This window comes from Paenibacillus kyungheensis, from assembly GCF_028606985.1.
GTDB classification, from domain to species: domain Bacteria; phylum Bacillota; class Bacilli; order Paenibacillales; family Paenibacillaceae; genus Saccharibacillus; species Saccharibacillus kyungheensis.
In genome coordinates this window covers 1,258,071-1,280,370 of record NZ_CP117416.1, presented here as the reverse complement: position 1 = coordinate 1,280,370, position 22,300 = coordinate 1,258,071, and the positions used below count along the sequence as shown (strand labels likewise).

Here is a 22,300-nt window from a genome sequence, read left to right as displayed (position 1 = left end):
AATCCTCCTTTCTTATAAAAATTATAAAGTTTACACTACATAGGTAATGGGGTAGCTTTTGAAGGATTGGGCTTCATATTTTGCATAGATTTACGAAGCTCATTTGCAATACGATGACCAATCTGTAAAGCTAATCCTTCATAATCCAATTCGTTTTCTTTGACTGTTACTTGAACGGCTCCTGTTGGGACAGTAATCGATACTTTATTAACTACTTCAGACTTAAATTCTTTTAGCATGCCTGAAATAGCTCCCATTTGTGTTTCATTGATTTGAACGGCTTTCGTTGCATCTCCACCTGGACCTTTGCTTGCAGGTTTATCAGAATTAGTTGCTGCATTTTTAACTATTTGGGCAGCAGGAGTTGTCATTGCGGGGTTAGCTATATTGGCATTGGTCGCAAGCATCGGGTTGTTAGGTTGTTGAGCTACTTGAGCTACTGCTGGAGTAGCGGCAGCTTCTTGTTTAGCCTTATCTCCACCACCAAACCAACTCATAATTCCATCTTTCAATCCATTGGCTTTGTCTGAAAGATAATCTTTGACACCTGTAATGCCATCACCTACTGCGCTAACAGCAGCTTTACCTAGATCACTACCACCAACCAATCCACCTAATTTCTCCCCAGCCCAACCACCGACCATAGAACCTGCCCAAGTACCAATACCTGGTAAGATAGCTGACCCAATTACAGCGCCCAGAGCTGTTCCTGCGGTACTACCTACAGCGGAACCAACTGCTTCTCCTCTATTTTCCTCTGAAGAAGTAGCGATATTGACCATGTCTGATATAAATCCTAGTGGTTTCAAGATCTTACCGCCACCGTCAGCTAGTCCGCCACCGACCATTTTCAAAAACTTATTATTACTTCCAGATAAATGTTCCGAAAGTTTACCCATGCCTTCTTCCATATTTGGTAATCCGGCTGGACCTGAACCATCCATACTAAAAAAGCCTGATAAAGCACTTTTGATTTTCCCTCTTCTACCGCCTGTAGCAGTATCGTTATCACCATCAGTAGCAGTATCATTTGGATTGGTTCTATGAAGGGTTCTATTCCTAATTGCATCTGTAGTTCTAGCATTTAATACTATTCTACGTTGTGCAGGGTTTGTATTATTGGGCGGATTAGGTGAATCAGCAGCTGGCGAAGGTCCTCCTGTAGAAATTCTTTGATTTCCGAATCGTCCTCTCCTCACCTTTTTACCATTTGCTGCATTATCACGATTTGAATTATTTGCTGCCGGATTAGGTTGATTGATGATACTAGAAGATCCGCCAGATCCGCTTTTGTCTGAACAACAGCAGCAGCATTTGTCATTGCTTCCGTTTGCAGCAGTATCACTATTTGAATTACCGTTTGTATCCGTAGGATCTTTTTTATCTTTTACAAAAAGACCTTTTATATTCTTAACTCCATCGAAAACTTTATTCATCTTATCAATATTCTCTACAGTTTCATCAAACCATCCCTTAGCAGTATCAAACCATCCTTTAGGTTCTTCTTTTGCTGCTGAACTAGTTGAATTATTAGTTAGACTATTATTAGAAACATTAATTAAGCTGGGACTCATGTTAACTGTAGCGGGAGCTACTTTGGGAACGGGTAATGTGAGACCTTTGATCGTAGCATTAATTTGTTGTTGAATCGTAAAGTTACCTGAAGCACTAATCATTTGGCTTTTCACACTGCTCAATTTTTTAAGCAATCGATCTAATGCTGGAGAAGCTTGATCATTCAAACTTACCTGTAGTGTAATTCGAGTACTAGCCAATTTTGAAGCTGCGCGAGAAATATTATCAAAGTAACGAGTAGTAGATTTTAATTCGTTATTCATTTTGATAATATTCTGATATCGTGCACGTCCCAATCGATCAGATGATCGCTGAATCTGATCAAAGTATCTGACTGTTGCTTTCAATTGACTATTATCTATGCTTTCTGCCATACATTCACCTCCCTATTTACTCAAAGGAATTACTAGTAAATATCTTTTATCTTCCCATTTGGCTACTGATCGATTGCAGTTCTTCTTGCGAAAAAGCTAACAATAGCGAACGTTCACCCTGGGACAAATTCCAAAACTCTCCGGGACGGAGGTTGTGCCGTACCCACATGTGATACAGCATCGTTGTGATCCCGCCGGAGTGGATTAGTTTTTTAGGTCATCAAGCTCCACACCGAAGCCAGATAGTTCAAGGACTTTATCGCCGACTGCATCCAGTTCACCTGCTAGCAACATACGACGTACCGCTTGCTCGCCACCGGATAATTTCAAGCGACTGGTAATACGTGGATCGCCCCAACCGTTTAATTTCAATCCTTTGACTTCCAATTGAACAGTAGCTTCTGAGATCAACAATGCGTTAAATGTTTCGCTATCTACTTTTTCTTCTGTGCGACCTTTAGTCGTTTTACGAACCGTACAACGTTCACGAATACTGTCTACTTTACTCGAAGTGAGTCCACGCAACGTCATTTGCAAATCCAGACGTTGAATCCCTACTGTTTCTTCTGGCAATTTGTCTGCTGCTTCAAATAGGCTATCCAAGATTTGTTCTTCTGATAAATTTTCGTTCAAACTCATGATTATGTCCTCCTCAGGATCGTCAATAATAGTGTTTTGCTACAAACAGAAAAATGATTTCATATTCAGTCCACGCCAAGTAGCGACAAAAGAAGAAATAGCTAATAAGTTCTTCTCTTGCCGCTTAGCCTATAGTGGAATAAGATATGAAAGCTTATAAATATCCAAAACAGTAATAGTAAAAAGTAGCCTTTTTACCCTTACCTATTCGCATACTAATTTACTCATACACTGTAAAGTTATTGAGTAGTTTATGAATAGTTGAATTAGTTCGCTACAATCGGATCTAGCAACTCATATCCTTCAAACGTAAACGCCGTTTCTTCTGGAACTTCTTCACCAGCTGTCCAGTTTGCCAGTTGAATTTTGTCTGGCATGCAACGGATCAAGCGAACACGCTCATGACCATACGATTCAGGATCGTCTAGTTTGGAGATAATATCGAATTTTTGGAAACCACGTACCAACATATCCGAAGTCACTTTATAACCTGTCATTGTACCTGTACCTTTTTTGGAACCATTTTTGTGTACTTTCCATTCGTTACCCACCAGATTCAGCTCACGTTTTTCAATTTCTACGCTTGCTTCCAGTTTGTTGATATGCGTTTGCCATACCCCATCGATGTGCAATTGTCCGTGTGTACCCAGAATAACTCTTGAAGCGTCTAACATATATATTTCCTCCTTCGATTTTCGGTTCTTAGTTTTGTTTGTAAAGGGAATAAGCTATACCTAAATGAATAGATATAGCGCTGACGACTACTATTTATTGCACGTAAAATGTGCCAAACAATTGCTCCATAACATCTGTCAATTTCACATTCCATTGCAAGAATACTTGATCTGCTTCTGGACGTAAGATTGGAGCTGCGCCATAATAAGCAGGATCTAAGATTACATCGAAGCCAGATGCTTCAATAACACTACTTTGCGCCAAAAGATTCAGATATTCTTTCATGGCACCAATAAGAGCAAGGCGACCTTCTTCAGTGTTATTCACTTTACCGATATAAGAATCTTCTGCCGCACGTTGCAAGTCACCATTGATCGCATCCATAACACGAATCGAACGGATTTTTTTCCAAGCATTATTTTGTCCAGCAGCCGGAATCACAAGACTATTCACCCCGCGAAGAGCTTTCACTTGACGACCATCATGGAAGAAAATAAACACACCATTTTTTACAGCTTGTTCTTGCTCAGAACGTGTCCAACGACGAGTCACATCATCGAAAGGCGTAATATGGTACGTTGTCGATTCGTTTAAACGTTGACCTGCAATGAGACCTGCTACATAAGCACTTGTTTGTGCAGAAGTATAATCTGTTGTCCCAATGCGCACACCTGTACCTACATTGATAATACCTTCGTAGTTCAATGAAAGAGAACGTGTTGCTGCAATCGTAGCTGCTTTGGAAGATAGATCATCTGCTGCTGTACCACCGACTACTGCAACCGTATGTTTACCCTCACTACGTACACGTTTGATCCAAGCGGCAAAGCTTTTCAGTAAAGCAGGGTCAGCAGCAAAGTCTAATGCCAACACATCGAATTCTTCACTTTCAAGTGCTGCTTGTGCTTCAATATAGTCAGCATTAGCTAGACCAGCGTTACCACTTGCGCCCCCTGCAAATGCAGCGTTCGCTACGTTAGCTGGAATGCCACCATCTACTAAAGCTTTTGCTGTAATCCATAGATTATCTGTATCTTCGTTGATCGCTTTGGCAAAAGAAGATGCTTTTCCATCTTTGGCTACAAATGTGCGTACCAATTTGGTTCCTTCATATAGACGAATTTCTTGTTGAGTACTGTCTGTTAAGTTCGGCTGAACCGTTACAGTAAAGCCATTACCACGTGTACCGGTATATTTTGTATCCAATTGAAGCACATTAGCGCCTGCTGTGCCTTCTGTAGCACCTGCTGCTTTCAATACTAGACTAGAAGATTTAGCTGTATCATCTGCCAAACGGTAAGCCAACAATTTTTTAGGGCCACCTAGCAATGCCAAATAAAGTGAATTATAAGCTGTTGCTCCATTTTCGCTGTCTCCAGAAAAATGTTGTGAGATCGCTGTTTCACTACCAATTTCCACAAACTCTCCTACAGGTCCCCAGTTTCCTTTGACCAAAACAACCACTGTACCACGATTACCTGCTTGAATTGCTGAAGCAGCTGCTGCCTCAAAATTCATATATAAACCCGGAAGTACCGGTTTGTTCGTGCTTTCCCATGTGCCACTTGCCATTTTACTTCACCTTCTCTTTCATAAATTGTTGGATTTTTTGTGTAGCTTCTTCTACTGAAAATAATTTTTCGGAATCATCGTAAAACACACCATGCAATACTTCAGCCTTTACTCCAAAAAGCTCATCTGCATGTTGCAGAAGTTCAGTCAGCGTATATTGAGGCTGACTTGCTTTGGAAGAGGACTGCTCCGTATCTTCATGTACTGGAGTGCTGCTTGTTTTAGCAGTTACACTCTTTTTGCTGACATTTGCCATCAGAACACCTCATTTTCTTAGCATGACTATGAAATGAGTAAGCTTGCACTTATTCGCTTCAGCATACATTTAGTAATCTAAAACAGGTTTGTTGGTCACTTCGCGAATTAACGGTGCATTAGGTAATTCTCGCTGGACACGACGCAACAACGTTAAACGAATCTGTCCATTCAAAAAAGCATCTGCTTGTAAATCTACAGATGCTTCACTTACCGTTAAATAACGTCGATCAGCCAGATCGAGTGGGATTCGTGTCTGTGAACTCAGACGTTCTACCAACCCGGTCGCTATTCGCTGTTTTTCTTGTGCATTTCGCCCATAGACATGCCCTATCCATTGCTTCCGCACATCAAAAGCAGAAGTTCCTGCCGCCGCAAAGTTACTTGCAGTCAATCGCCAGAGCACAGCAGGAGCAACATAACCAGCAGGCCACGCTTCCTTATAGATTGTCCACTCATTGCCTAGTTGTTCTTGTGTCCAATCGTGTAAGGCAGTGAGCCATGAATCAGGTTGTCCAGATTCAAGTGTTGCAGACGGACTGGCATCAGCAACGCTGGAAGTCAGAAGCGCATTATTGCTAATGGTTGTATCTACTGGTTCAGGAACATAGATACCGAATCGTATCGCTCGTGTAGCTAATCCACTGAGTGTATCGATTCGGTCACTGTCCGAAGCACCAAGATAGATACATGTAAATGCATGCCCATCTTTATCTTCCAAACGCACATCATGTAATGCTTCAATCAATTGTTGTGTCCAAGCTTCTACTTGTTCAAAGCCGCCATTACTCACCCGGGCGTAAGGCCAGACTTTAACAATCCGACGATAACCTGCCCAAGATGACTTCTGTACTTCTTCTGCAAAAGTAACGACTGCACAAGAACCTGGCAAAATCAAATCAAGTGGCGGAAGGTCGTACACCTGACCTTTCCATTCTGGAATAATCTCTGCCAGCTTGGACTTGATCGTAGCTCGCATCTTAGGAATATTGTTCACCTCCTTTATCCAGAAATATAAGCAAAGGAATCATCTCACCGCATGAAAAAAAGACTGAATCTCTAGGATCAGTCTGTACATTAGCGTATGTGCTTTCGGTTGATTGTGTTCCTTTTGCTTCATTTCCGATAATACAATCTTACCTCGTTTTTCTCCTAATGGAGACGGTGTATCGGACGAAAAAAGGACGGTTAATAGATGACTTACGGTGGTAAAAAGAAGAGGTATTGGAACCCCTCTCGATAAGCTTGATTTTCGTTGATATAACAGGCTTTATAGCGCTTTTTCTGCCTGATTGAATTCTTTTCTTCTATATAAATGAAGGTTAAAACAATTTAGCCCTATTAGTGAATCAAATCATATTCGTTGTGTTATTCTCATTATTCCGCTCCATTTCGAATATAATACTGAAATCTATTATGAAAAGCTTCCATAATAAAAACAAAAAAACGTCTGCTTGTAAGCAAACGTTTGGGACGACTTATATATGATTGAATATTACTTATTTCACTGGATGATTGCCTGTCGATGTATCTACAGCGTTGGAACACGATTGACTGACTACTTTGCGAGAAAGTACAATATCGACTGCACATACTAGCACAGATGCTGTAGCAACTTTGATCCACCATGCAGGTTTTGCTTTTAGGCTCATGATTCTTCCTCATTTCTATTGAGATCTGTCTAAAGGTAACACAATCTATGAGTTCTATTCCACTTTACCGTTGGACTCTCTATCTTCCTTATAATGATTATATGAATCTGTGCTTTATCATATAATCATTATGAACTATAAGGAACTTCTGTACTGCGACGGGTACGATTTTTTTTCGGCATCAATTCATCTAATTTGATCATTCCTGTATCGGCAAGCGCTAACGCCATTTTGTAAAAAGCTTTGGTTCTGACTTTAACATACGTGTCTTTACTGATCGGCGGATCGAACAAATAACTGTACACTTTATAATCGAATACATCATCGTGTTTGAGATAACGCTCTTTAAGCAACAATTGCTCGCGTTCTCCCAAACGCTCTACAATCGCTTCTACTCGTTCACAATAAGCACGACGTGCGGCTGGTGTATCTACATTATAGATCGCAGCATTTGCTGTAGAATCGCTAGTTACATTTGTAGGGCCATGCATCCGTTCTTGATAAGACGCAGTCATCGACGTTTCACGCATTTCAAATGTGATTGTTTTGTAAATCCGATATTTTTCAAATACCGCTTCGACAGCAGTACGAGTTTGGCGGCGATCTAATTCAGGTAGAGCAGTTAATAAATTCATGAGACAACACTCCTTTAATAGGGTTAGTATAGTTATAAAGTAGAACGGAGCTAACAAAATACAACCACCTGGCAATATTCTTGCTATTTCATCCATTACCTTTTGGCAATATTTTAAACAATAATGACTTTCTCTCATTCTATAAACTGATCAAAAATTCCAATTTATTGATCTTGTTCGTATTTTGTTCGTATTTTATGTTTTTACAATATCATACCGGAGAATATTGGTAAAATCGGAAATAAAGCGATTTTCGTACAAAAAACATATATTATCTCGCTTTTGCTCACAAACCCATACCTTTTGGCAAAGAAATAAAAGAGTGTGTTTACCTAATGGCAATACTAGGGTATATTATAAGTGTTCTTACTTTCATTGAATATTTCGCAAGTGTACCTATAGAAAGGGTGTATTGTCGGTGGATAATCTTTCATTTGGTCTATATTTGAAGCAAATACGTGAGCAAAAACACTGGAGTATTAATCAGTTGGCAGAGATCGCCGGCATCAGCACTTCACAAATTTCACGGATCGAAAATGGTAGACGTGGTGTGCCTAAGCCACAAACGATCGAAAAACTAGCCAAAGCGCTAGCTATTTCTTATTCCGAAATGATGGATCAAGCAGGATATTTGCGCCCTGAAGAAGCGGAACAAATTCCCGAGTGGGCTAGTTCGCGTGATAAAAGAGATTTTAAAAAAATGTTAGAGGAAGATGGTGAATTAATGTTTGATGGAGTGCCACTGGATGATGAAGATAAGCAACGGATCAAAGATGTATTAACCGGTTTGTTCTGGGAAGCCAAGCAAATGAACAAACGGAAACCTCTTTCTTCTGACGATTCTACATCCAAATAAACACTTTATCTTATGTATACGTATTCTATAGAAAAAAGGCGCTTTTACTACCAAGCGCTTGGACGAAAGAAGTTTTGCTTTGTAAAAATCACTTTCTTATCAGACTAGAAGAAGTCGCGCTTATTCGACTAAGCGCTCGGAGGTGGCTTGTAACGATGGAAGAGAACGCAGCTCATCTGGTCCGCAAATATAAAACCAATTGCCCTTTTGAAATTGCTGAAGCGCTCGGCATACATATTCGCTATATGGATCTTGGGAAATCAACCAAGGGATTGTATTACAAAAAATTGAGACGACGCTTTATTATTATTAATGAAGGGCTTTCGGATCAATGGCAGCGATTCGTATGTGCGCACGAACTGGGACATGACCGACTGCATAAAGGCATTAATCGCTTTTTTTTAGAAGAACATTCTTACTTCTGGCCGGGTAAATTAGAAAGACAAGCCAACTATTTTGCGATTACATTACTAACAGTTGGACAAGAACAACGAATAGGAGAAACGACCGAAGCTTTTGCTAAACGAACAGGCATCCCACCAGAGATGTATTATTTTTTTGATTATTAATCGAACATACGTTCTTTTTAACGTTTTTAAGCTTATATTGCCTACACAAAAAGAGTGGTTTTAGATAACCACTCTTTTTACTGTACAGATCTATATTATCTTTTAAGATTGTTGAATACGAAATACATGAGCAATTGGCGCACTTGTTACATCGGTTACAGATGCAGGCAATTTCACCACAATACCTTCTTCATTTTGTTCAAAGTCTAATCCTTCAATGACTTCTTCGCCTAATAAATCGATACTTGCGATCTGTTCCATATAAGGAATACTGATTGTAGACGGAACCACTATCGCTTCGTTCGCATATAAATACGAAGCATAGACTGTCTGCTGAGCTGCTTTACCTGTAAAAGCCCATCCTTGTGTATACACAGGTGCAACACTGCGTGTTCCATATACAGCTTCTCCATACACATTTAGCCAAGCGCCCAATCCTTTGATCCGATCGATAGCTCCTTCTGGCAAACGTCCATCCGGTTGTGGCCCTACATTCAGCGCTAGATTACCACCTTTGGCGACAATCTCCATTAACATATGCACTAATTCACGCACTGACTTGTAGTTGTCTTCATAGCGGAAAGAAAACGAAGTTCCCATCGTCACACAGCTTTCCCATGGAATCGACATCGCATGTTCTGGAACTGTCTGTTCAGGGGTTACTATATTTTCATAAGCTCCTCCTACAGTACGATCTGCTGACAATAACCACGGTTGCTGTTTACGTGCTTTTTCCACCACTTCACCCAGACGAATATCTTGATTGCCTTTACCTGGTCTAACCCATCCTGCATCTAACCACAGTACATCAATCCGTCCGTACTTCGTCAACAATTCCAAAATCTGCTCATGCGTAAATTCAACAAACTTTTCCCATAACCATGGATATTGAGCAGGATCATAAGAAGGCCCGCGCCATGAATTTTGTCCACGTTCCATGCCATCTGCCCAGTAATATGGCGTATGCCAATCCGCTTTGGAGAAATAAGCAGAGATTGCTAATCCTTTTTCCCGAAAAGCATTGAACACATTGCCTACAATATCGGCGTATTTATGCTGATGAAAAGGAGTGTCTTTGCCTGTAATACGATAATCGGTTGTGTGCGTATCCCACATACAAAATCCATCATGATGTTTGGTTGTAAAATTTAAATATTTGAATCCACCTTCTGCCGCAAGTTCTGCCCAGACTTCCGGTTGAAAGCGGATCGGATTAAATGTTTTGTTCAGATCGAAATACTCTCTTTTCAATTCTTCTTTGTCCTGTTGCCAATCGATCCCGTCTCTTGACCAATCGCCATCATCATCACTAAGCGCCCAGGATTCGACTACCCCTAGCTGTGAATAAGGCCCCCAATGCATCATCAGCCCTAGCTTCTGATCTTTGAACCATTCTAATCGTTCCAAAATGAACGGATCTTCTGGCTTAACCCAAGATTCCTCACTGCTGTAATTATGTACCCCACCCTGTACTTCCATCAGCTTTTCCATCATTTCACGTTCTTGTTCATTCATCGGTTGCTCACTCATTGCTTTTTCCCCCTGTCGCTTAGTTATAGATTGAAATGCTTACTATATCAATTGGCGATACAGAGGGAACTTCCTGCAAGATTCTTTTATGATTGTGTATACTTTTTTTCGTTCTACCCTGATAACTTCGGTAAAAAGACGATCCCTAGCAAAATAAGTGTCAATACGATACATATATTTTCAAATTTATCGCCTTTTTTAGTTCCTGTGCTCATCAGATTAAAACGTAATCTCCATTTAAGCGGTGGCAATAATTTTACGCCTCGGTTGGTAAGAGAATCAGCTAATAAATGTAGAAAATAAGAAACTCCGCCCGCTATCCAGATACTTTTGCCTAGATGAGCAGTCGTTCCATACAACAATGCTGACCATGCGGCTGTACCATAGATCGTATGAGTTAATCCCCGGTGAGGTAAAAAGGTACAAATAATCAGCAGACTACCTGCCATATAATTCCATGGAGCTATATCTCGGCCATAAATAATCATACCGACTCCAATCATAAACATCACAAATTTGCGCAAAGAACGAACAGGCAAAAAAGCTATAAAGACAACAGCTACTGCGATCCCTATATCCCACGGCATTCCAAAAAGCCCTTGCCACAAAATCCATACGACCGATACCAGCATAATCGTCTGTAATACGCGCAATAGAGGTTCAGATAATGTTTTGGAGACAAGCAGTGAATTAGGCTCATCGATATCGGGTAATAAAGAACTAACAACCGCTGCAACAACAGCTGCTGATGTCACCGGTATTCCTGCAAGTGTCATCAACGAAACGGTGACGCCGGTACTAATAATAAAATGCGATTTACCCATCATAATAAAAAAATCTTCCTTTCTGCCAAGCACATCCAGTTATTCATGTTGTTTTGTAAATGAAATGTTTGATTTGTTAGATGAATGTTAAATTTTTACTATTCGCCTTTTTATCCTGATTATTCATAGTAAGATAGCTATAAAGACATCACATAAGAATCCAAGCACATTTTCTAACATCTTTTAAAGGAGCGTTCATATGGGAACATTATCAAAATTGCTCCGTATTACATTATATTGTTCACTATTGAGCCTGATGCTTACCAGTTGTAATACAGACCACCTAGCTTCTTCATCTGTAACTAGCAAATCATTCAAGATACAGTCAGGAGAACAAATTATGCATAAAACTTCACAATCTGTGCGTGTCACACCTAGCGATACATCAGAATATCCGATTCATCCCGATCATCTGGCAAATGAATTAGTCAAAGGAAATTATGAGCAAATTTATTCTCAGACTTCTCAAGCTTTCAAAGAAGAAGTATCATGGGATACGTTTCTCAAAGTTATTTCTTCGTTTGGCGATGATGCCAAAGGATTCCAAGCTATATCTGAACTCAAACAAGACCATACGATTCGCAAAGTCTGGGTAGACGAACAACAACGCCGCGGAATCGTTGCTGTGTTCGCTGATCAGCTTCCTGATTATCCAGATCATACAATTTTAGGATTACGTGTAAACGAGCTAGAAAAGTATCCTGCTACAGATCATATACAGACTCAAACGATATTCAGTCCACCTGTTCAGCAAAACTGGCAAGTGGTCTGGGGTGGTTCTAATACACTAATCAATTACCATTATGAATATCCGAATCAACGTTATGCTTATGATCTTATCGTTACTCAAAATGGATCTTCTTATCGTGGTAATGCGAAAAAGAACAATAGTTACTTTGCTTTTGGCCGACCGGTTACTGCACCTGCTGATGGCAAAATCATTAAAGTCGTGAACGATATTGCAGATAATACTCCTGTAGGTTCAACAAACGAACAACAGCCTGCTGGTAATTACGTGATCATTCAACATGCGGATCGTGAATACAGTATGCTTGCTCATTTTCGTCAACATTCGATTAGAGTACAAGTCGGTGATACGGTGAAGCGTGGACAAGTGATCGGACAATGTGGTAATTCTGGCAATTCCAGCGAACCTCATATTCATTTTCAAGTGATGGATCAAGCCAATTGGGCAGATTCTACTTCGTTACCTGTACAGTTTGTGAATAACATTTCACCTATTCAAGGCGAGGTTATGCATCCCTCATTATAGCACGTATGTTCGCTTTTGTATAAAAGAGAAAGACAAGCGTTATCTCCACGATTACGATGGAGAACGCTTGTCTTTGTTTACAATGATTAGCTATTCATATGTTTAGCATAGAACCTGCTCGATCAGATCTATTCTATTACATTTTTTCTAATGAAGGAGAACTTGATTCAGCTTGTTGTAATTCTTGTAGACGTTCTTGAATACGACGTTTGCGATACAACATTTTACCTGCTTCTGCGACACTTTCAAGTGCAGTATGGTTCGTAAATGCACCAAAAGCAATCCCGGCAACAGGGATCAATTGAAATAATTTTTTGATCCCAAAATTATCACGATAGGTGGTGATGACTTCATGCCACCCTTTCATTTGTGAAAATACTTCTTTGGATGTATCTGCATGATCAAAATCTGATAATTCTGCTAAAATTGATTTTTTGCCTACTACATCAGAAGAAGCGAATTGCAGACATTTCATAATAAACAAACGCTCTTTCGGATCTTTTGGATCATAACCGTAACATAATGCAATCTCTTGTAGTATTTTGAGCGACATCCCAATCATTGCTGGAATATCTGCCGAAATAGTGAAAATACCGCCTATGCCTGTTGTTGCTCCTTGAAGCGCTGCCCAGTTGGAACGATTTTTGGATAAAGAGTCTGCTGTTTTGTTCATCACTTGCAAAGGTAATTGAGATGCTTGTGATATCGTTAGCTCTTGCTCAGCTTGACCTTGTTCTTTGGCTAGACGTTGCAGGACTGCTTTGGATGAAATTAGATATGTTCCTCCACTTTGAATAAAACGTCCTAACTCATTTAAGACTACTCCTAATTTGTTACGGATCATTTTAGGTGTCATTTTATCGAGGATCATAAAAGGGATACGTCCCAATTTGTCCCAAAACATAAGACCACCTTGATTTTTTTCCCACTTTTTAATCTGTTGTAATGCTTGTTCAAGTTCAGCCTGACTCTCCATAGTGTTCATCGTATTGGGCTCCTTCAATCCATAATTAATGCTCTATTTTACTTATTATAATAGATATTAAGCAGTTACTACACCTATGTTACCTATTTATTTATCAAAAAAGCCCTATAACCATTTTCTCTATCTACAGAAAAAATAATTATACGGCTTATTGTCTTTGTAGATGCTCCGTACACATCATTTTAGATATAAAAAAGCCGCGGGTCGTGGATCTCCGCGTCTATCGGTGATACTCATTATATTAATGTTTATTTAGATAGAAGATATGGCTTGATGTTGATTCGCTTTATCTGCTTGATTGTCTTCTTCACGTAAAGGTGCATAAGTGACACGATCTAATACCAAACCGTCGCCTACTGGCTCGCCATTTACTGTAATTTGAATCTTTCTGTAATTATGATCAAAGTTAGAATTGTACATTTTTCTTTCACTCCTAGTATAGTTAATCTTCGTATTTGTATGTGGTGGAACTGGAAATTTTTCTTGGCCTGTCTTAGTATTACCCGTATTTAGAAGAAGTTAAACATCTTTCATATGTTTTTGCCGGAAATGTATCTGAGTCATATAGAACAAAATGTATTTTTTCCTATAAACCATGTAATATTAGGGTATATGTATTATGATACATCTTTACACTGAATCTATTGAAAAGAAAGGGGGATCACAATGCCAAAAAGGACTCAACCGTTACGAATATTTTTGGTCGGCTTCATCGTATTATCAGGGCTATTTACAAGCCAGACGATGGCACATGCAGGTTGGTGGGAAGACTACAAAAATGGGATTGAGACTTTTACGAATTTGCCCCAGGAAGTGAATGAACTCAAACAAGGGTATGATCAGGCATTAAATAAACTTGATCAAGCTCAATCGAATATAGAAGCTTATCGTACAGAAAATGCACGTCTGGCTGAACAAAATGCTTTACTCGCACAAACAGTAGAACAACTCAAGCAATCGGAAGCTGATCGTGCACAAAGCGCTCGTTTTTGGAAAGGATTAGTCTTTACTGCTATAGGGATAGTTGTACTTTTCTTTATATCTACCCGTCTGATCCGTTTTGGCTTACGTCGTCGTTAATGATACGATTGATCGAAAAGAAAACATTGACTATATTAATTATAAATTTCAGGAGGAACCCTTTTGCACTTGGAATGGCAACAATCAACCAAAATGCCTTCGTCCGGACAAGCGGTAACGATTGTACTAGATGAAGCAGAAAAATTGCATATGCTCCATCCCGGTCAAGTGATAGCATATACCGGCCCTTCTGGAGGACGCAGTGATCGCTTTATGGATGTTAAAGGAATGTACCGCAAACGTAATCTGATTCGAGCTGACTTTACAGGTTCATGCCGATTTATCGCTTCTCTTCCCCCCGGTTTTAATTTGATGCCTATTCCTATTAGTGGTGGTAGTGATCTTCTTTATGATTTCCGACACCTTTTTTATTATACAGACGGCATCAAAATGCAAACCCGACTCTTACAGTTCAAAAATATGTTAATTACCCGTGATGCGATCAAAGTAAAATTTAGCGGTGAAGGTGAAATCGGTATTTTGACCAAAGGTGCTGTTGTTGAAATGAAACTGCATCCTACCGAACCTTTATATGTAGATGCTCGTAGTCTACTTGCTTATCCTGAGAATGCTCAATTGAAGTTAAGTGTCTATGGTAATCATCTGGCTAGCCAGCATATGCATTATCAATGGCAAATGACAGGTAATGGCTCGGTACTGATTCAAAGTGGGCATGATAGTGGCGAACTGGAAAAGCATTTGCAAGGCGATGGATTGTTCAAGCGAGTGCTACGTGAAGTGATTCCTTTTGGTGGCATATTTATTAAATAATAAGTTGAATCCAAAAATGGATCGATTAGCACACCTTGTTATCTCAGGTAGCTATTCGATCCATTTTGCGATTAACGAGCTCCATTATCCCATAATTCAAACTCGGGTTTGATCCATTTGTTAAGCTGTTTGAACTGCTTCTGATCAATATATGCAATCAATAAATGATGATCTTGCGGGCTAGCAACAAATTGTCGTTCTGGATTACGTGTGCGATCCAGCGCAATCATATGATCGAAAAAGCTTTTATCGATCCATTCATTTTTATACTCCAAATTCCATTCTATCCGTTCTCCGTGATAGATAAACGAAAACAGTACATTGCGTTTCTCATGATCGACACAACTGCGAATATGTTTCATTTCAAGGGCGCCATCGGTCATTTGCACCATACGCTCCGCCAGTTGAGTATAAATATCGGTATCTTCTACCGCTTTGAGATCCACATACCAGATATTACTTGTATGATTTGCCCATTCTTCTTCGATCAATGTCTGCCCGCCCAATGCGATCAATAGATGCACATAAGGCTTCTCCTCAAACCAAGCTTTATCTTTACCACTCATTAAATGTTCAAGACTAATTCCTTCATTTACGGTAATACCTGCTTCTTTCAGACGTGTCCACTGATCAGCTAAAGGAACCGTTTTGTTACGAAAAAAACCAATCATCATACATCTCCCTTCCATATGTGCTGTCTATTATAAGCTACGATGTGTGCAATTATTGCTGCATCAAAATCATGCCGCCTGGAACTCCTACTTTCTCTCATTAGATATATGAATATGGAATAGCTCTTCTTTTGCATATTATCCTATAATAACCCTTTACGCCAAGTGTTATAACTCCATTGTATGTAAAAATAACAAAAAATAGCTAATATCCTGTCTAATGATGACGGATATTAGCTACTTCTTCATAGGTTGGCTATGATTTATTCGGAAGCAGAGTTTTCTTCATTCGCTTCATAAAAATCCCAAACCGCATCAATAATACGATCAAACGTATCATCATCTTCACTAATCAGCGTTTCCAGTGCAAGAATTTCTTCTTCTTTACCGGGTTCATTGAGAAAGTGCAAGCTATAATCCCACTCTTTGCCACGCTTGGTGAATAGTGTCACTTCATAAGGTTCAGCATGCCCTTCGACGACTAATTCCACTTTGCCAATATATCCTTTATCCGGTTCAGGCACTTGCTCCAATTGAGCATTACGTATCGTGATATTCATTGTATATTCTCCTTTGTTGATGAAAATCAGTTGTTTGTTTTATTGTAACATGGTTTGATCAATATATTTATACCAACCTATATCGACCACTTCTTTATCATTCGGTTCAGAGAAATCTTCATATTTAAACCTTGAGCTCTTTTGTCTAAGTATAAAATCTTCAGGATGAGCTCATTCTGTTTCGCACTCATTGCAATACACAAAATATTTTGGAATGGAAATTTCTTTAACAATCACAACCCATCCTTGTGAGCAAACACAACAATTTCCAATCGGATATTTTTCAAAGTAATCCAAATGAAACCCTCCTTAATTATTGAATATTCTTAAAAATCGTGAACATCTGACCATACAAAATCTTCTTCAGTTAAGTTTTTTGTATCCATATCTTCTAATGTTTTAAAAAAGTATATAATCGTGTCTTCCAATGCTTTATCTATAGAATGACCAAAACCTGAAATCCAATCAGGCTCATGATCTATCTGACTTCTAACAGCGACATTTGGTGAACCAAAATATCCACCTGTACTGCTCTCTCTTATTTTTATTTTAAATTTAAAAAAAGGTAGCTTTTCCATTGCATGTATATTAAATTCAGCGACTACTTTTTCTATCTTATTTACACCATCTATTTTAATATTTTTCCAATCCTCCAAATGTTTATCTCCTTCTACTTAGTTTTATAAATTATCTGCGATAATAATCCAATTGTTGTTCCAAGGTTCCTGTATGGAACTCTAATAAATGTCCATCAGGATCGCGGAAGTAGATAGATTTGTTTTCCCCATTTGGATTATGCTGATGACTTTCTTCTATTGTTGCACCTGCTTTTAATAATCTTGCTTGTAGCGTTTCTATATCTTCTTCTTTTACTGAAAAAGCTATATGAGTATAGGACTGTTTACTTTCTTCTTTTACCATATTTTCTTGCAGATTTAATGTCCACCAAATTCCTGCACTTTCAAAATAAGCTATGTTAGGTCTTACTAATAAAGGTTGTACGCCAAAAACATGAATATAAAAAATTACTGCACGCTCCATATCTGCTACAGAAAAAGTGATATGTCCTATGCTACGAATAACAGGCTTATCCTCTTTATCTAAATCAACATCAATATTTTTCAACTGTTCTCTCAAATCCCAATTTTCTGGTCTACGTGTAAGAAAGTTAGCCCATGTACCCTTATATCTTAACCAACTTTTGCGATATTCTTCTACAGTCACAGGCTCACTTGCTCCATCATCATCGAAACCTGCTTGAAAAAAGCAACAAGAACATATCTCATAACTTGGAGCATCACCTTCCCATTGCGGTTCATCCAATTGATCATATCCACATACAGCACATATATATTTCATTACTATTCACCTAGTCCTGTACAAATTTTAAAATCAAACCTATAACATTCGTAGTATTCATTCTCTATTTTTAAAATCTTATGTTTATTTGAGCAATTCAACTCTAACTCTCATCTACGATTAAATAATATTAATTAAAATATTGATCGTATGTTCCAATCCTCCAAATGTTTATCTCCTTCTACTTAGTTTTATAAATTATCTGCGATAATAATCCAATCGTTGTTCTAACGTCCCTGTATGGAACTCTAGTAAATGTCCGTCCGGATCGCGGAAGTAGATAGATTGCCCTTCTCCTTCTGGATTGCGCTGACGGCCTTCTTCTATTGTTGCACCTGCTCTTTGAAGCCTAACTTGTAAAGTTTCTAAATCTTCCTCTTTTACCGAAAAAGCAATATGAGTATATGATTGGTGAATCTCTTGTCTTGGTATATCTTCTTGTACATTCAATGCTAACCAAATACCTGCTATTTCAAAATAAACAGTCTTCGGTTTGACTAATACAGGCTGAACAGCAAATACATTAATATAAAAAGTCATTGCATGCTCGATATCAGCTACAGAAAATGTAATATGTCCTATCCCATGAATAATAGGCTTATCCTCCTTATCTGGATCAACATTTATATTTTTTAATTGCATTCTTGCATCCCAATGCTCGGGCTGATTTTGATATGATCCTCTCCATGGGCTTCCATTCTCTAACCAACGTTTGCGATATTCTTCGACACTAACAGGGTAACTCGCTCCATCGTTATCAAATCCTGACTGAAAATAGCAACAATCACATATTTGATAACTTGGCGAATCACCTTCCCATTGCGGTTCGTCCAATTGATCATATCCACATACAGCACATATGTATTTTTCCATCGATTACTCCTTTAAAATCTTTATAAATTATTTAGTTCTAATCATGCATCATTGCTTGCAAATATGCTATACTAACGAAGCAGTTTTTTTAAGTTTTATCCTGAACAGAAGATAATCCGTGGTGTTCTGCAAAGAACTACTTTCTGCTGATAAAGTAGATAACGTGGTTCCGTACAGAGCAACGCGGGAGAGGTTCGCGAACTCCCTCTATAAAAAACTATCAATCCTGATTAATGCAACGATTAAAAAAGATCATTTGTGTCTTTTTTAGCATTGATATGAGGTTTGTTTTTTGTTGGACAGGTTCATGGAACTCTCTTCTTCCCGAAGGACGACAAGATGTAGTATGTAGAACACTTTGCTAACTAGAATGATAAAGATTCTTTTGACCAAGTGATTTTCATGCTGATGTCTTGATATCCCTTTAAGGAAATGGAGAGATTTTTTTATGCTTAAAAATGAAAAAGCGGTCGTCGTTTTCAGTGGTGGCCAAGATAGTACAACCTGTTTGTTCTGGGCAAAAGAACAATTTGCTGAAGTAGAAGTGGTAACGTTCAACTATGGTCAACGTCATAGCGCAGAGATCGAAGTCGCTAATCAAATCGCTAACGAATTAGGTGTTGAGCAAACGATTCTCGATATGAGTCTACTCAACCAATTGGCTCCTAATGCGTTAACTCGTTCGGATATTGATATTACGCACGAAGAAGGCGAATTACCAAGCACATTTGTGGATGGACGTAATTTGTTGTTTTTGAGCTTTGCTTCAATTATGGCCAAGCAAAAAGGCGCACGTCATATTATTACCGGTGTTTGTGAGACGGATTTTAGCGGATATCCCGATTGTCGTGATATTTTCGTCAAATCACTTAATGTAACGTTGAATTTATCCATGGATCATCAATTTGTGATTCATACTCCTTTGATGTGGCTTGATAAAGCTCAGACATGGGAAATGGCAGATCAATTAGGTGCTTTTGATTATGTACGTGAAAAAACGTTAACTTGCTACAACGGTATAGTTGGCTCCGGTTGCGGAGAATGCCCTGCTTGCAAATTGCGTCAAGCTGGACTAGATCGTTATCTGGCAGAACGTCAACAAAACAACTCTACTGAAGGTACACGTCGATGAATCAACCGGGCCCTTTCCGTATCGTCGAAAAGTTGCAGCAGTATGGTACTGATATCCAACATGAACAGCTCCGCTACCATCGTAGACGGGTGCTTATCAATAAAGAATTTACATTTGATGCGGCGCATCATTTACATGCCTATGAAGGTAAATGTATGAATCTGCATGGTCATACGTACCGGGTGATTTTTGGAATTAGTGGTATTCCGAGTGATAATGGAATCGTTGTAGATTTTGGCGATATTAAAGACATCTGGAAAGCACATATCGAACCTTTTCTGGACCATCGTTATTTGAATGAGACACTACCTCCGATGAATACAACGGCTGAAAATATGGTCGTGTGGTTATATGAACAAATGGAATTAGCATTACAAAGTGAGCCTTATGCAGCTCAAGTCGAAGGCGGACGTGTAGAATTTGTACAATTGTATGAGACACCAACCAGTTACGCAGAAGCAAGACGGGAGTGGATGCAAGCATGAGTACAACCTTTAAAGTAAACGCCGAGCAAATTGCCAAAGCGAACCAGTTAGCCAGTGCAGATGCTAACGACCATCATCATGCTGAACACACTACTCAAGCCAAAGTAGCTCCTATTCCTGTACTGGAGATTTTTGGACCGACTGTACAAGGTGAAGGAATGGTGATCGGGCAGAAAACGATGTTTGTCCGTACAGCTGGTTGCGATTATCGTTGTAGCTGGTGTGATTCTGCTTTTACATGGGATGGCAGTGCCAAAGATCAGATTATGCGTCTTAGTGCTGAAGAAGTATATGCTCAATTGTTTGAAATTGGTGGCAATCGCTTTAACCATGTGACAATCTCAGGCGGGAATCCTGCATTGCTTCCTCAACTGGGTGAGCTGGTGAAATTGCTTGCTGAAAAAGGAATCCGTACCGCTGTTGAGACTCAAGGTTCCAAATGGCAAGATTGGTTGACCGATATTAATGAAGTTACGATCTCTCCTAAGCCACCAAGTTCAGGAATGACAACGAATTTTGAGATGTTAGATGATATTATTCGTCGTCTGGAACACAATCAGATTAGTCGCTATACCGCTCAAGCGCAAGAAACGTCTTTATCTTATGCAGGAACATCACAGTTTGCTCATTCGTTTAGCCTTAAAGTGGTTATTTTTGATGAACATGATCTGGCTTATGCAGAGAGAGTACATGTGCGCTATCCGAATGTATTGCTTTATTTACAGACGGGTAATCCGGATGTGACCAGTGCAGATGATCAGATTGCTGCTTCTTTATTGAAGCGTTATGAGTGGCTGATTGACCAAGCGATGGAGATGCCTGCTTTTAATGATGCTCGTATTTTACCGCAACTGCATACACTGGTATGGGGCAATAAGCGCGGAGTGTAGCAGATCATAATATACTTCATTTTTTCACGTAACATGCTAGAGGCAGTAAATTGAAAGTCATTATATATTTAGAGGAGATTTGTTCTTATGTCAGGAAGACAACCAGATGAAATGCAAGATTTAACATTGCTCGGCAATCAAGGCGTCAAATACAATTTTGAATACGATCCAAGTATTCTTGAAAATTTTGATAATAAACATCCTTATCGCGATTACTTCGTCAAATTTAACTGCCCTGAATTTACAAGCCTTTGCCCGATTACAGGACAGCCAGACTTTGCTACAATCTATATCAGTTATATCCCTGATCAAAAAATGGTTGAAAGTAAGTCACTTAAGCTTTACCTGTTCAGTTTCCGCAATCATGGTGATTTCCATGAAGACTGTATGAATATTATTTTGAATGATCTGGTTAAATTGATGGAACCTCGTTATATCGAAGTCTGGGGTAAATTTACGCCACGCGGCGGAATCTCTATCGATCCATATACAAACTACGGCAAGCCAGGTACGAAGTATGAGCAAATGGCAGAGCACCGTATGATGAATCATGATATGTATCCTGAAACGATCGATAATCGTTAATTGTGATATGAAAATGCTCTATAAATAGAATTTTGCTTGAAGCTAACGTGTTATTGCGTTAGCTTTTTTTGTTATTTTTCTATGATAAAGCATATATTATTTTGTCGATTTATGGTGTTCACAAAATATACTAAAAATATTTTATTTCCAAATTATCTTTAAATTCTTTACTTTCTCCGCATCATTTTAACTTCCATAATGATAGAAAAACCTATCCCTATAGTCGGAATAAGCGTATGAACAATCTGGCTAATACCTTATCATTATTCTCTTTTATATATAACAATTTGAATATAAAAGTCACTTATAATTCTTTTTAACAATCCCTCTGCGCTCAATGGTAGCCGTACATATGATCTTATAATGATATTAATTCCTTATTCATTTATTTCCATTAAAATAGACTATTTAAATTCATTTAAAAATCAACAATCTGGTATTTATGATATTTCATATTCAAAAACTATTGTTACGAAAGCG

Annotated in this window: 26 protein-coding genes and 1 riboswitch; of the genes, 9 read left to right on the top strand and 17 right to left on the bottom strand. The window is 38.9% G+C overall.

Features of this window, described 5'->3' with window-relative positions:
* Window positions 1-35: 35 nt before the first annotated feature.
* From PQ456_RS05520 to PQ456_RS05485, 8 genes are all read right to left on the bottom strand, one after another.
* The gene (locus PQ456_RS05520; RefSeq protein ID WP_273615241.1) at window positions 36-1,949 is read right to left on the bottom strand and encodes a tape measure protein; all 1,914 of its coding nucleotides are present in this window, start codon (window positions 1,947-1,949) and stop codon (window positions 36-38) included.
* A gap of 204 nt (window positions 1,950-2,153) precedes the next feature.
* Entirely contained in the window at window positions 2,154-2,588 is a 435-nt protein-coding gene (locus PQ456_RS05515; RefSeq protein ID WP_273615240.1) for a phage tail assembly chaperone, read from the bottom strand.
* Between the two features lie 266 nt (window positions 2,589-2,854).
* Window positions 2,855-3,262 carry a phage tail tube protein gene (locus tag PQ456_RS05510; RefSeq protein ID WP_273615239.1) on the bottom strand — a complete coding sequence of 136 codons (408 nt, stop codon included), beginning with the start codon at window positions 3,260-3,262 and terminating at the stop codon, window positions 2,855-2,857.
* A 94-nt stretch (window positions 3,263-3,356) separates the two neighbouring features.
* Window positions 3,357-4,835 (bottom strand): phage tail sheath family protein, encoded by a 1,479-nt coding sequence (locus tag PQ456_RS05505; protein WP_273615238.1) that lies wholly within the window; start codon window positions 4,833-4,835, stop codon window positions 3,357-3,359.
* A gap of 1 nt (window position 4,836) precedes the next feature.
* Entirely contained in the window at window positions 4,837-5,091 is a 255-nt protein-coding gene (locus PQ456_RS05500) for a YqzN/YkzM domain-containing protein (protein WP_273615237.1), read from the bottom strand.
* A gap of 69 nt (window positions 5,092-5,160) precedes the next feature.
* Window positions 5,161-6,087, bottom strand: coding sequence for a hypothetical protein (locus PQ456_RS05495; protein WP_273615236.1), 927 nt, complete (start codon window positions 6,085-6,087; stop codon window positions 5,161-5,163).
* A gap of 502 nt (window positions 6,088-6,589) precedes the next feature.
* Window positions 6,590-6,742, bottom strand: a complete 153-nt coding sequence (locus PQ456_RS05490) for a hypothetical protein (protein ID WP_273615235.1) — start codon at window positions 6,740-6,742, stop codon at window positions 6,590-6,592.
* 128 nt (window positions 6,743-6,870) lie between these two features.
* Window positions 6,871-7,377 carry an ArpU family phage packaging/lysis transcriptional regulator gene (locus PQ456_RS05485; RefSeq protein ID WP_273615234.1) on the bottom strand — a complete coding sequence of 169 codons (507 nt, stop codon included), beginning with the start codon at window positions 7,375-7,377 and terminating at the stop codon, window positions 6,871-6,873.
* Between the two features lie 418 nt (window positions 7,378-7,795).
* On the opposite strand from PQ456_RS05485, the gene PQ456_RS05480 reads away from it, so the two are divergent.
* Both PQ456_RS05480 and PQ456_RS05475 read left to right on the top strand, forming a co-directional pair.
* Window positions 7,796-8,233, top strand: coding sequence for a helix-turn-helix domain-containing protein (locus PQ456_RS05480; protein WP_204825285.1), 438 nt, complete (start codon window positions 7,796-7,798; stop codon window positions 8,231-8,233).
* A gap of 155 nt (window positions 8,234-8,388) precedes the next feature.
* Window positions 8,389-8,802, top strand: a complete 414-nt coding sequence (locus PQ456_RS05475) for an ImmA/IrrE family metallo-endopeptidase (RefSeq protein WP_204825286.1) — start codon at window positions 8,389-8,391, stop codon at window positions 8,800-8,802.
* A gap of 102 nt (window positions 8,803-8,904) precedes the next feature.
* On the opposite strand, the gene PQ456_RS05470 is transcribed toward PQ456_RS05475, so the two are convergent.
* The gene (locus tag PQ456_RS05470; protein ID WP_273615233.1) at window positions 8,905-10,332 is read right to left on the bottom strand and encodes an alpha-L-fucosidase; all 1,428 of its coding nucleotides are present in this window, start codon (window positions 10,330-10,332) and stop codon (window positions 8,905-8,907) included.
* A gap of 113 nt (window positions 10,333-10,445) precedes the next feature.
* Window positions 10,446-11,159, bottom strand: a complete 714-nt coding sequence (locus tag PQ456_RS05465) for a metal-dependent hydrolase (RefSeq protein WP_273615232.1) — start codon at window positions 11,157-11,159, stop codon at window positions 10,446-10,448.
* 337 nt (window positions 11,160-11,496) lie between these two features.
* Between PQ456_RS05465 and PQ456_RS05460 the strand changes: the two genes are divergently transcribed.
* Entirely contained in the window at window positions 11,497-12,429 is a 933-nt protein-coding gene (locus tag PQ456_RS05460; protein ID WP_273615231.1) for a M23 family metallopeptidase, read from the top strand.
* A gap of 136 nt (window positions 12,430-12,565) precedes the next feature.
* Here the strand turns inward: PQ456_RS05460 and PQ456_RS05455 are convergent, their stop codons facing one another.
* Both PQ456_RS05455 and PQ456_RS05450 read right to left on the bottom strand, forming a co-directional pair.
* A complete protein-coding gene (locus PQ456_RS05455; protein WP_273615230.1) occupies window positions 12,566-13,414 on the bottom strand; it encodes an EcsC family protein in 849 nt (282 codons plus the stop codon).
* A 252-nt stretch (window positions 13,415-13,666) separates the two neighbouring features.
* Window positions 13,667-13,834, bottom strand: coding sequence for a hypothetical protein (locus PQ456_RS05450; RefSeq protein ID WP_273615229.1), 168 nt, complete (start codon window positions 13,832-13,834; stop codon window positions 13,667-13,669).
* A gap of 246 nt (window positions 13,835-14,080) precedes the next feature.
* Between PQ456_RS05450 and PQ456_RS05445 the strand changes: the two genes are divergently transcribed.
* Window positions 14,081-14,494 carry a hypothetical protein gene (locus tag PQ456_RS05445; protein ID WP_273615228.1) on the top strand — a complete coding sequence of 138 codons (414 nt, stop codon included), beginning with the start codon at window positions 14,081-14,083 and terminating at the stop codon, window positions 14,492-14,494.
* Window positions 14,495-14,587: 93 nt separating this feature from the next.
* Window positions 14,588-15,265 (top strand): AIM24 family protein, encoded by a 678-nt coding sequence (locus tag PQ456_RS05440; RefSeq protein WP_273616249.1) that lies wholly within the window; start codon window positions 14,588-14,590, stop codon window positions 15,263-15,265.
* Between the two features lie 71 nt (window positions 15,266-15,336).
* Here the strand turns inward: PQ456_RS05440 and PQ456_RS05435 are convergent, their stop codons facing one another.
* The 5 genes from PQ456_RS05435 to fosB form a co-directional block, all read right to left on the bottom strand.
* On the bottom strand, window positions 15,337-15,936 hold the full coding sequence (locus PQ456_RS05435) for a hypothetical protein (RefSeq protein WP_273615227.1): 600 nt from the start codon (window positions 15,934-15,936) through the stop codon (window positions 15,337-15,339).
* Window positions 15,937-16,199: 263 nt separating this feature from the next.
* Window positions 16,200-16,496 (bottom strand): hypothetical protein, encoded by a 297-nt coding sequence (locus tag PQ456_RS05430; protein ID WP_273615226.1) that lies wholly within the window; start codon window positions 16,494-16,496, stop codon window positions 16,200-16,202.
* 326 nt (window positions 16,497-16,822) lie between these two features.
* Window positions 16,823-17,152 carry a hypothetical protein gene (locus PQ456_RS05425; RefSeq protein ID WP_273615225.1) on the bottom strand — a complete coding sequence of 110 codons (330 nt, stop codon included), beginning with the start codon at window positions 17,150-17,152 and terminating at the stop codon, window positions 16,823-16,825.
* Window positions 17,153-17,183: 31 nt separating this feature from the next.
* Window positions 17,184-17,819, bottom strand: coding sequence for a VOC family protein (locus tag PQ456_RS05420; protein WP_273615224.1), 636 nt, complete (start codon window positions 17,817-17,819; stop codon window positions 17,184-17,186).
* A gap of 234 nt (window positions 17,820-18,053) precedes the next feature.
* Window positions 18,054-18,449 (bottom strand): metallothiol transferase FosB, encoded by a 396-nt coding sequence (gene fosB / locus PQ456_RS05415; RefSeq protein ID WP_420540664.1) that lies wholly within the window; start codon window positions 18,447-18,449, stop codon window positions 18,054-18,056.
* A 462-nt stretch (window positions 18,450-18,911) separates the two neighbouring features.
* Window positions 18,912-18,955: riboswitch (PreQ1 riboswitch) on the top strand.
* 221 nt (window positions 18,956-19,176) lie between these two features.
* Here fosB and queC point away from each other — a divergent pair.
* The 4 genes from queC to queF all read left to right on the top strand — a co-directional run bounded on the left by queC (window position 19,177) and on the right by queF (window position 21,820).
* Window positions 19,177-19,860 carry a 7-cyano-7-deazaguanine synthase QueC gene (queC, locus tag PQ456_RS05410; protein ID WP_273615223.1) on the top strand — a complete coding sequence of 228 codons (684 nt, stop codon included), beginning with the start codon at window positions 19,177-19,179 and terminating at the stop codon, window positions 19,858-19,860.
* A complete protein-coding gene (gene queD, locus PQ456_RS05405) occupies window positions 19,857-20,345 on the top strand; it encodes a 6-carboxytetrahydropterin synthase QueD (protein ID WP_204825297.1) in 489 nt (162 codons plus the stop codon). The genes queC and queD overlap by 4 nt, the downstream gene beginning before the upstream one ends.
* Before the next feature lie 158 nt (window positions 20,346-20,503).
* Window positions 20,504-21,235: a 7-carboxy-7-deazaguanine synthase QueE gene (gene queE / locus PQ456_RS05400; RefSeq protein ID WP_420540663.1), complete on the top strand. Its 732-nt coding sequence runs from the start codon at window positions 20,504-20,506 to the stop codon at window positions 21,233-21,235.
* Window positions 21,236-21,322: 87 nt separating this feature from the next.
* Entirely contained in the window at window positions 21,323-21,820 is a 498-nt protein-coding gene (gene queF / locus PQ456_RS05395; protein ID WP_273615221.1) for a preQ(1) synthase, read from the top strand.
* The last annotated feature ends 480 nt before the right edge of the window (window positions 21,821-22,300 follow it).

What these genes read in the sequence shown, in the direction of transcription:
- PQ456_RS05485 (WP_273615234.1), bottom strand. Translation starts at nt 7,377, where the DNA reads ATGAATTTATTAACTGCTCTACCTGAATTAGATCGCCGCCAAACTCGT.
- PQ456_RS05445 (WP_273615228.1), top strand. Translation starts at nt 14,081, where the DNA reads ATGCCAAAAAGGACTCAACCGTTACGAATATTTTTGGTCGGCTTCATC.
- PQ456_RS05515 (WP_273615240.1), bottom strand. Translation starts at nt 2,588, where the DNA reads ATGAGTTTGAACGAAAATTTATCAGAAGAACAAATCTTGGATAGCCTA.
- PQ456_RS05490 (WP_273615235.1), bottom strand. Translation starts at nt 6,742, where the DNA reads ATGAGCCTAAAAGCAAAACCTGCATGGTGGATCAAAGTTGCTACAGCA.
- PQ456_RS05465 (WP_273615232.1), bottom strand. Translation starts at nt 11,159, where the DNA reads ATGATGGGTAAATCGCATTTTATTATTAGTACCGGCGTCACCGTTTCG.
- queD (WP_204825297.1), top strand. Translation starts at nt 19,857, where the DNA reads ATGAATCAACCGGGCCCTTTCCGTATCGTCGAAAAGTTGCAGCAGTAT.
- PQ456_RS05430 (WP_273615226.1), bottom strand. Translation starts at nt 16,496, where the DNA reads ATGAATATCACGATACGTAATGCTCAATTGGAGCAAGTGCCTGAACCG.
- PQ456_RS05520 (WP_273615241.1), bottom strand. Translation starts at nt 1,949, where the DNA reads ATGGCAGAAAGCATAGATAATAGTCAATTGAAAGCAACAGTCAGATAC.
- PQ456_RS05470 (WP_273615233.1), bottom strand. Translation starts at nt 10,332, where the DNA reads ATGAGTGAGCAACCGATGAATGAACAAGAACGTGAAATGATGGAAAAG.
- PQ456_RS05435 (WP_273615227.1), bottom strand. Translation starts at nt 15,936, where the DNA reads ATGATTGGTTTTTTTCGTAACAAAACGGTTCCTTTAGCTGATCAGTGG.
- queC (WP_273615223.1), top strand. Translation starts at nt 19,177, where the DNA reads ATGCTTAAAAATGAAAAAGCGGTCGTCGTTTTCAGTGGTGGCCAAGAT.
- PQ456_RS05460 (WP_273615231.1), top strand. Translation starts at nt 11,497, where the DNA reads ATGCATAAAACTTCACAATCTGTGCGTGTCACACCTAGCGATACATCA.
- queF (WP_273615221.1), top strand. Translation starts at nt 21,323, where the DNA reads ATGTCAGGAAGACAACCAGATGAAATGCAAGATTTAACATTGCTCGGC.
- PQ456_RS05440 (WP_273616249.1), top strand. Translation starts at nt 14,588, where the DNA reads ATGCCTTCGTCCGGACAAGCGGTAACGATTGTACTAGATGAAGCAGAA.
- queE (WP_420540663.1), top strand. Translation starts at nt 20,504, where the DNA reads ATGGTGATCGGGCAGAAAACGATGTTTGTCCGTACAGCTGGTTGCGAT.
- PQ456_RS05475 (WP_204825286.1), top strand. Translation starts at nt 8,389, where the DNA reads ATGGAAGAGAACGCAGCTCATCTGGTCCGCAAATATAAAACCAATTGC.
- PQ456_RS05510 (WP_273615239.1), bottom strand. Translation starts at nt 3,262, where the DNA reads ATGTTAGACGCTTCAAGAGTTATTCTGGGTACACACGGACAATTGCAC.
- PQ456_RS05455 (WP_273615230.1), bottom strand. Translation starts at nt 13,414, where the DNA reads ATGAACACTATGGAGAGTCAGGCTGAACTTGAACAAGCATTACAACAG.
- PQ456_RS05450 (WP_273615229.1), bottom strand. Translation starts at nt 13,834, where the DNA reads ATGTACAATTCTAACTTTGATCATAATTACAGAAAGATTCAAATTACA.
- PQ456_RS05505 (WP_273615238.1), bottom strand. Translation starts at nt 4,835, where the DNA reads ATGGCAAGTGGCACATGGGAAAGCACGAACAAACCGGTACTTCCGGGT.
- PQ456_RS05500 (WP_273615237.1), bottom strand. Translation starts at nt 5,091, where the DNA reads ATGGCAAATGTCAGCAAAAAGAGTGTAACTGCTAAAACAAGCAGCACT.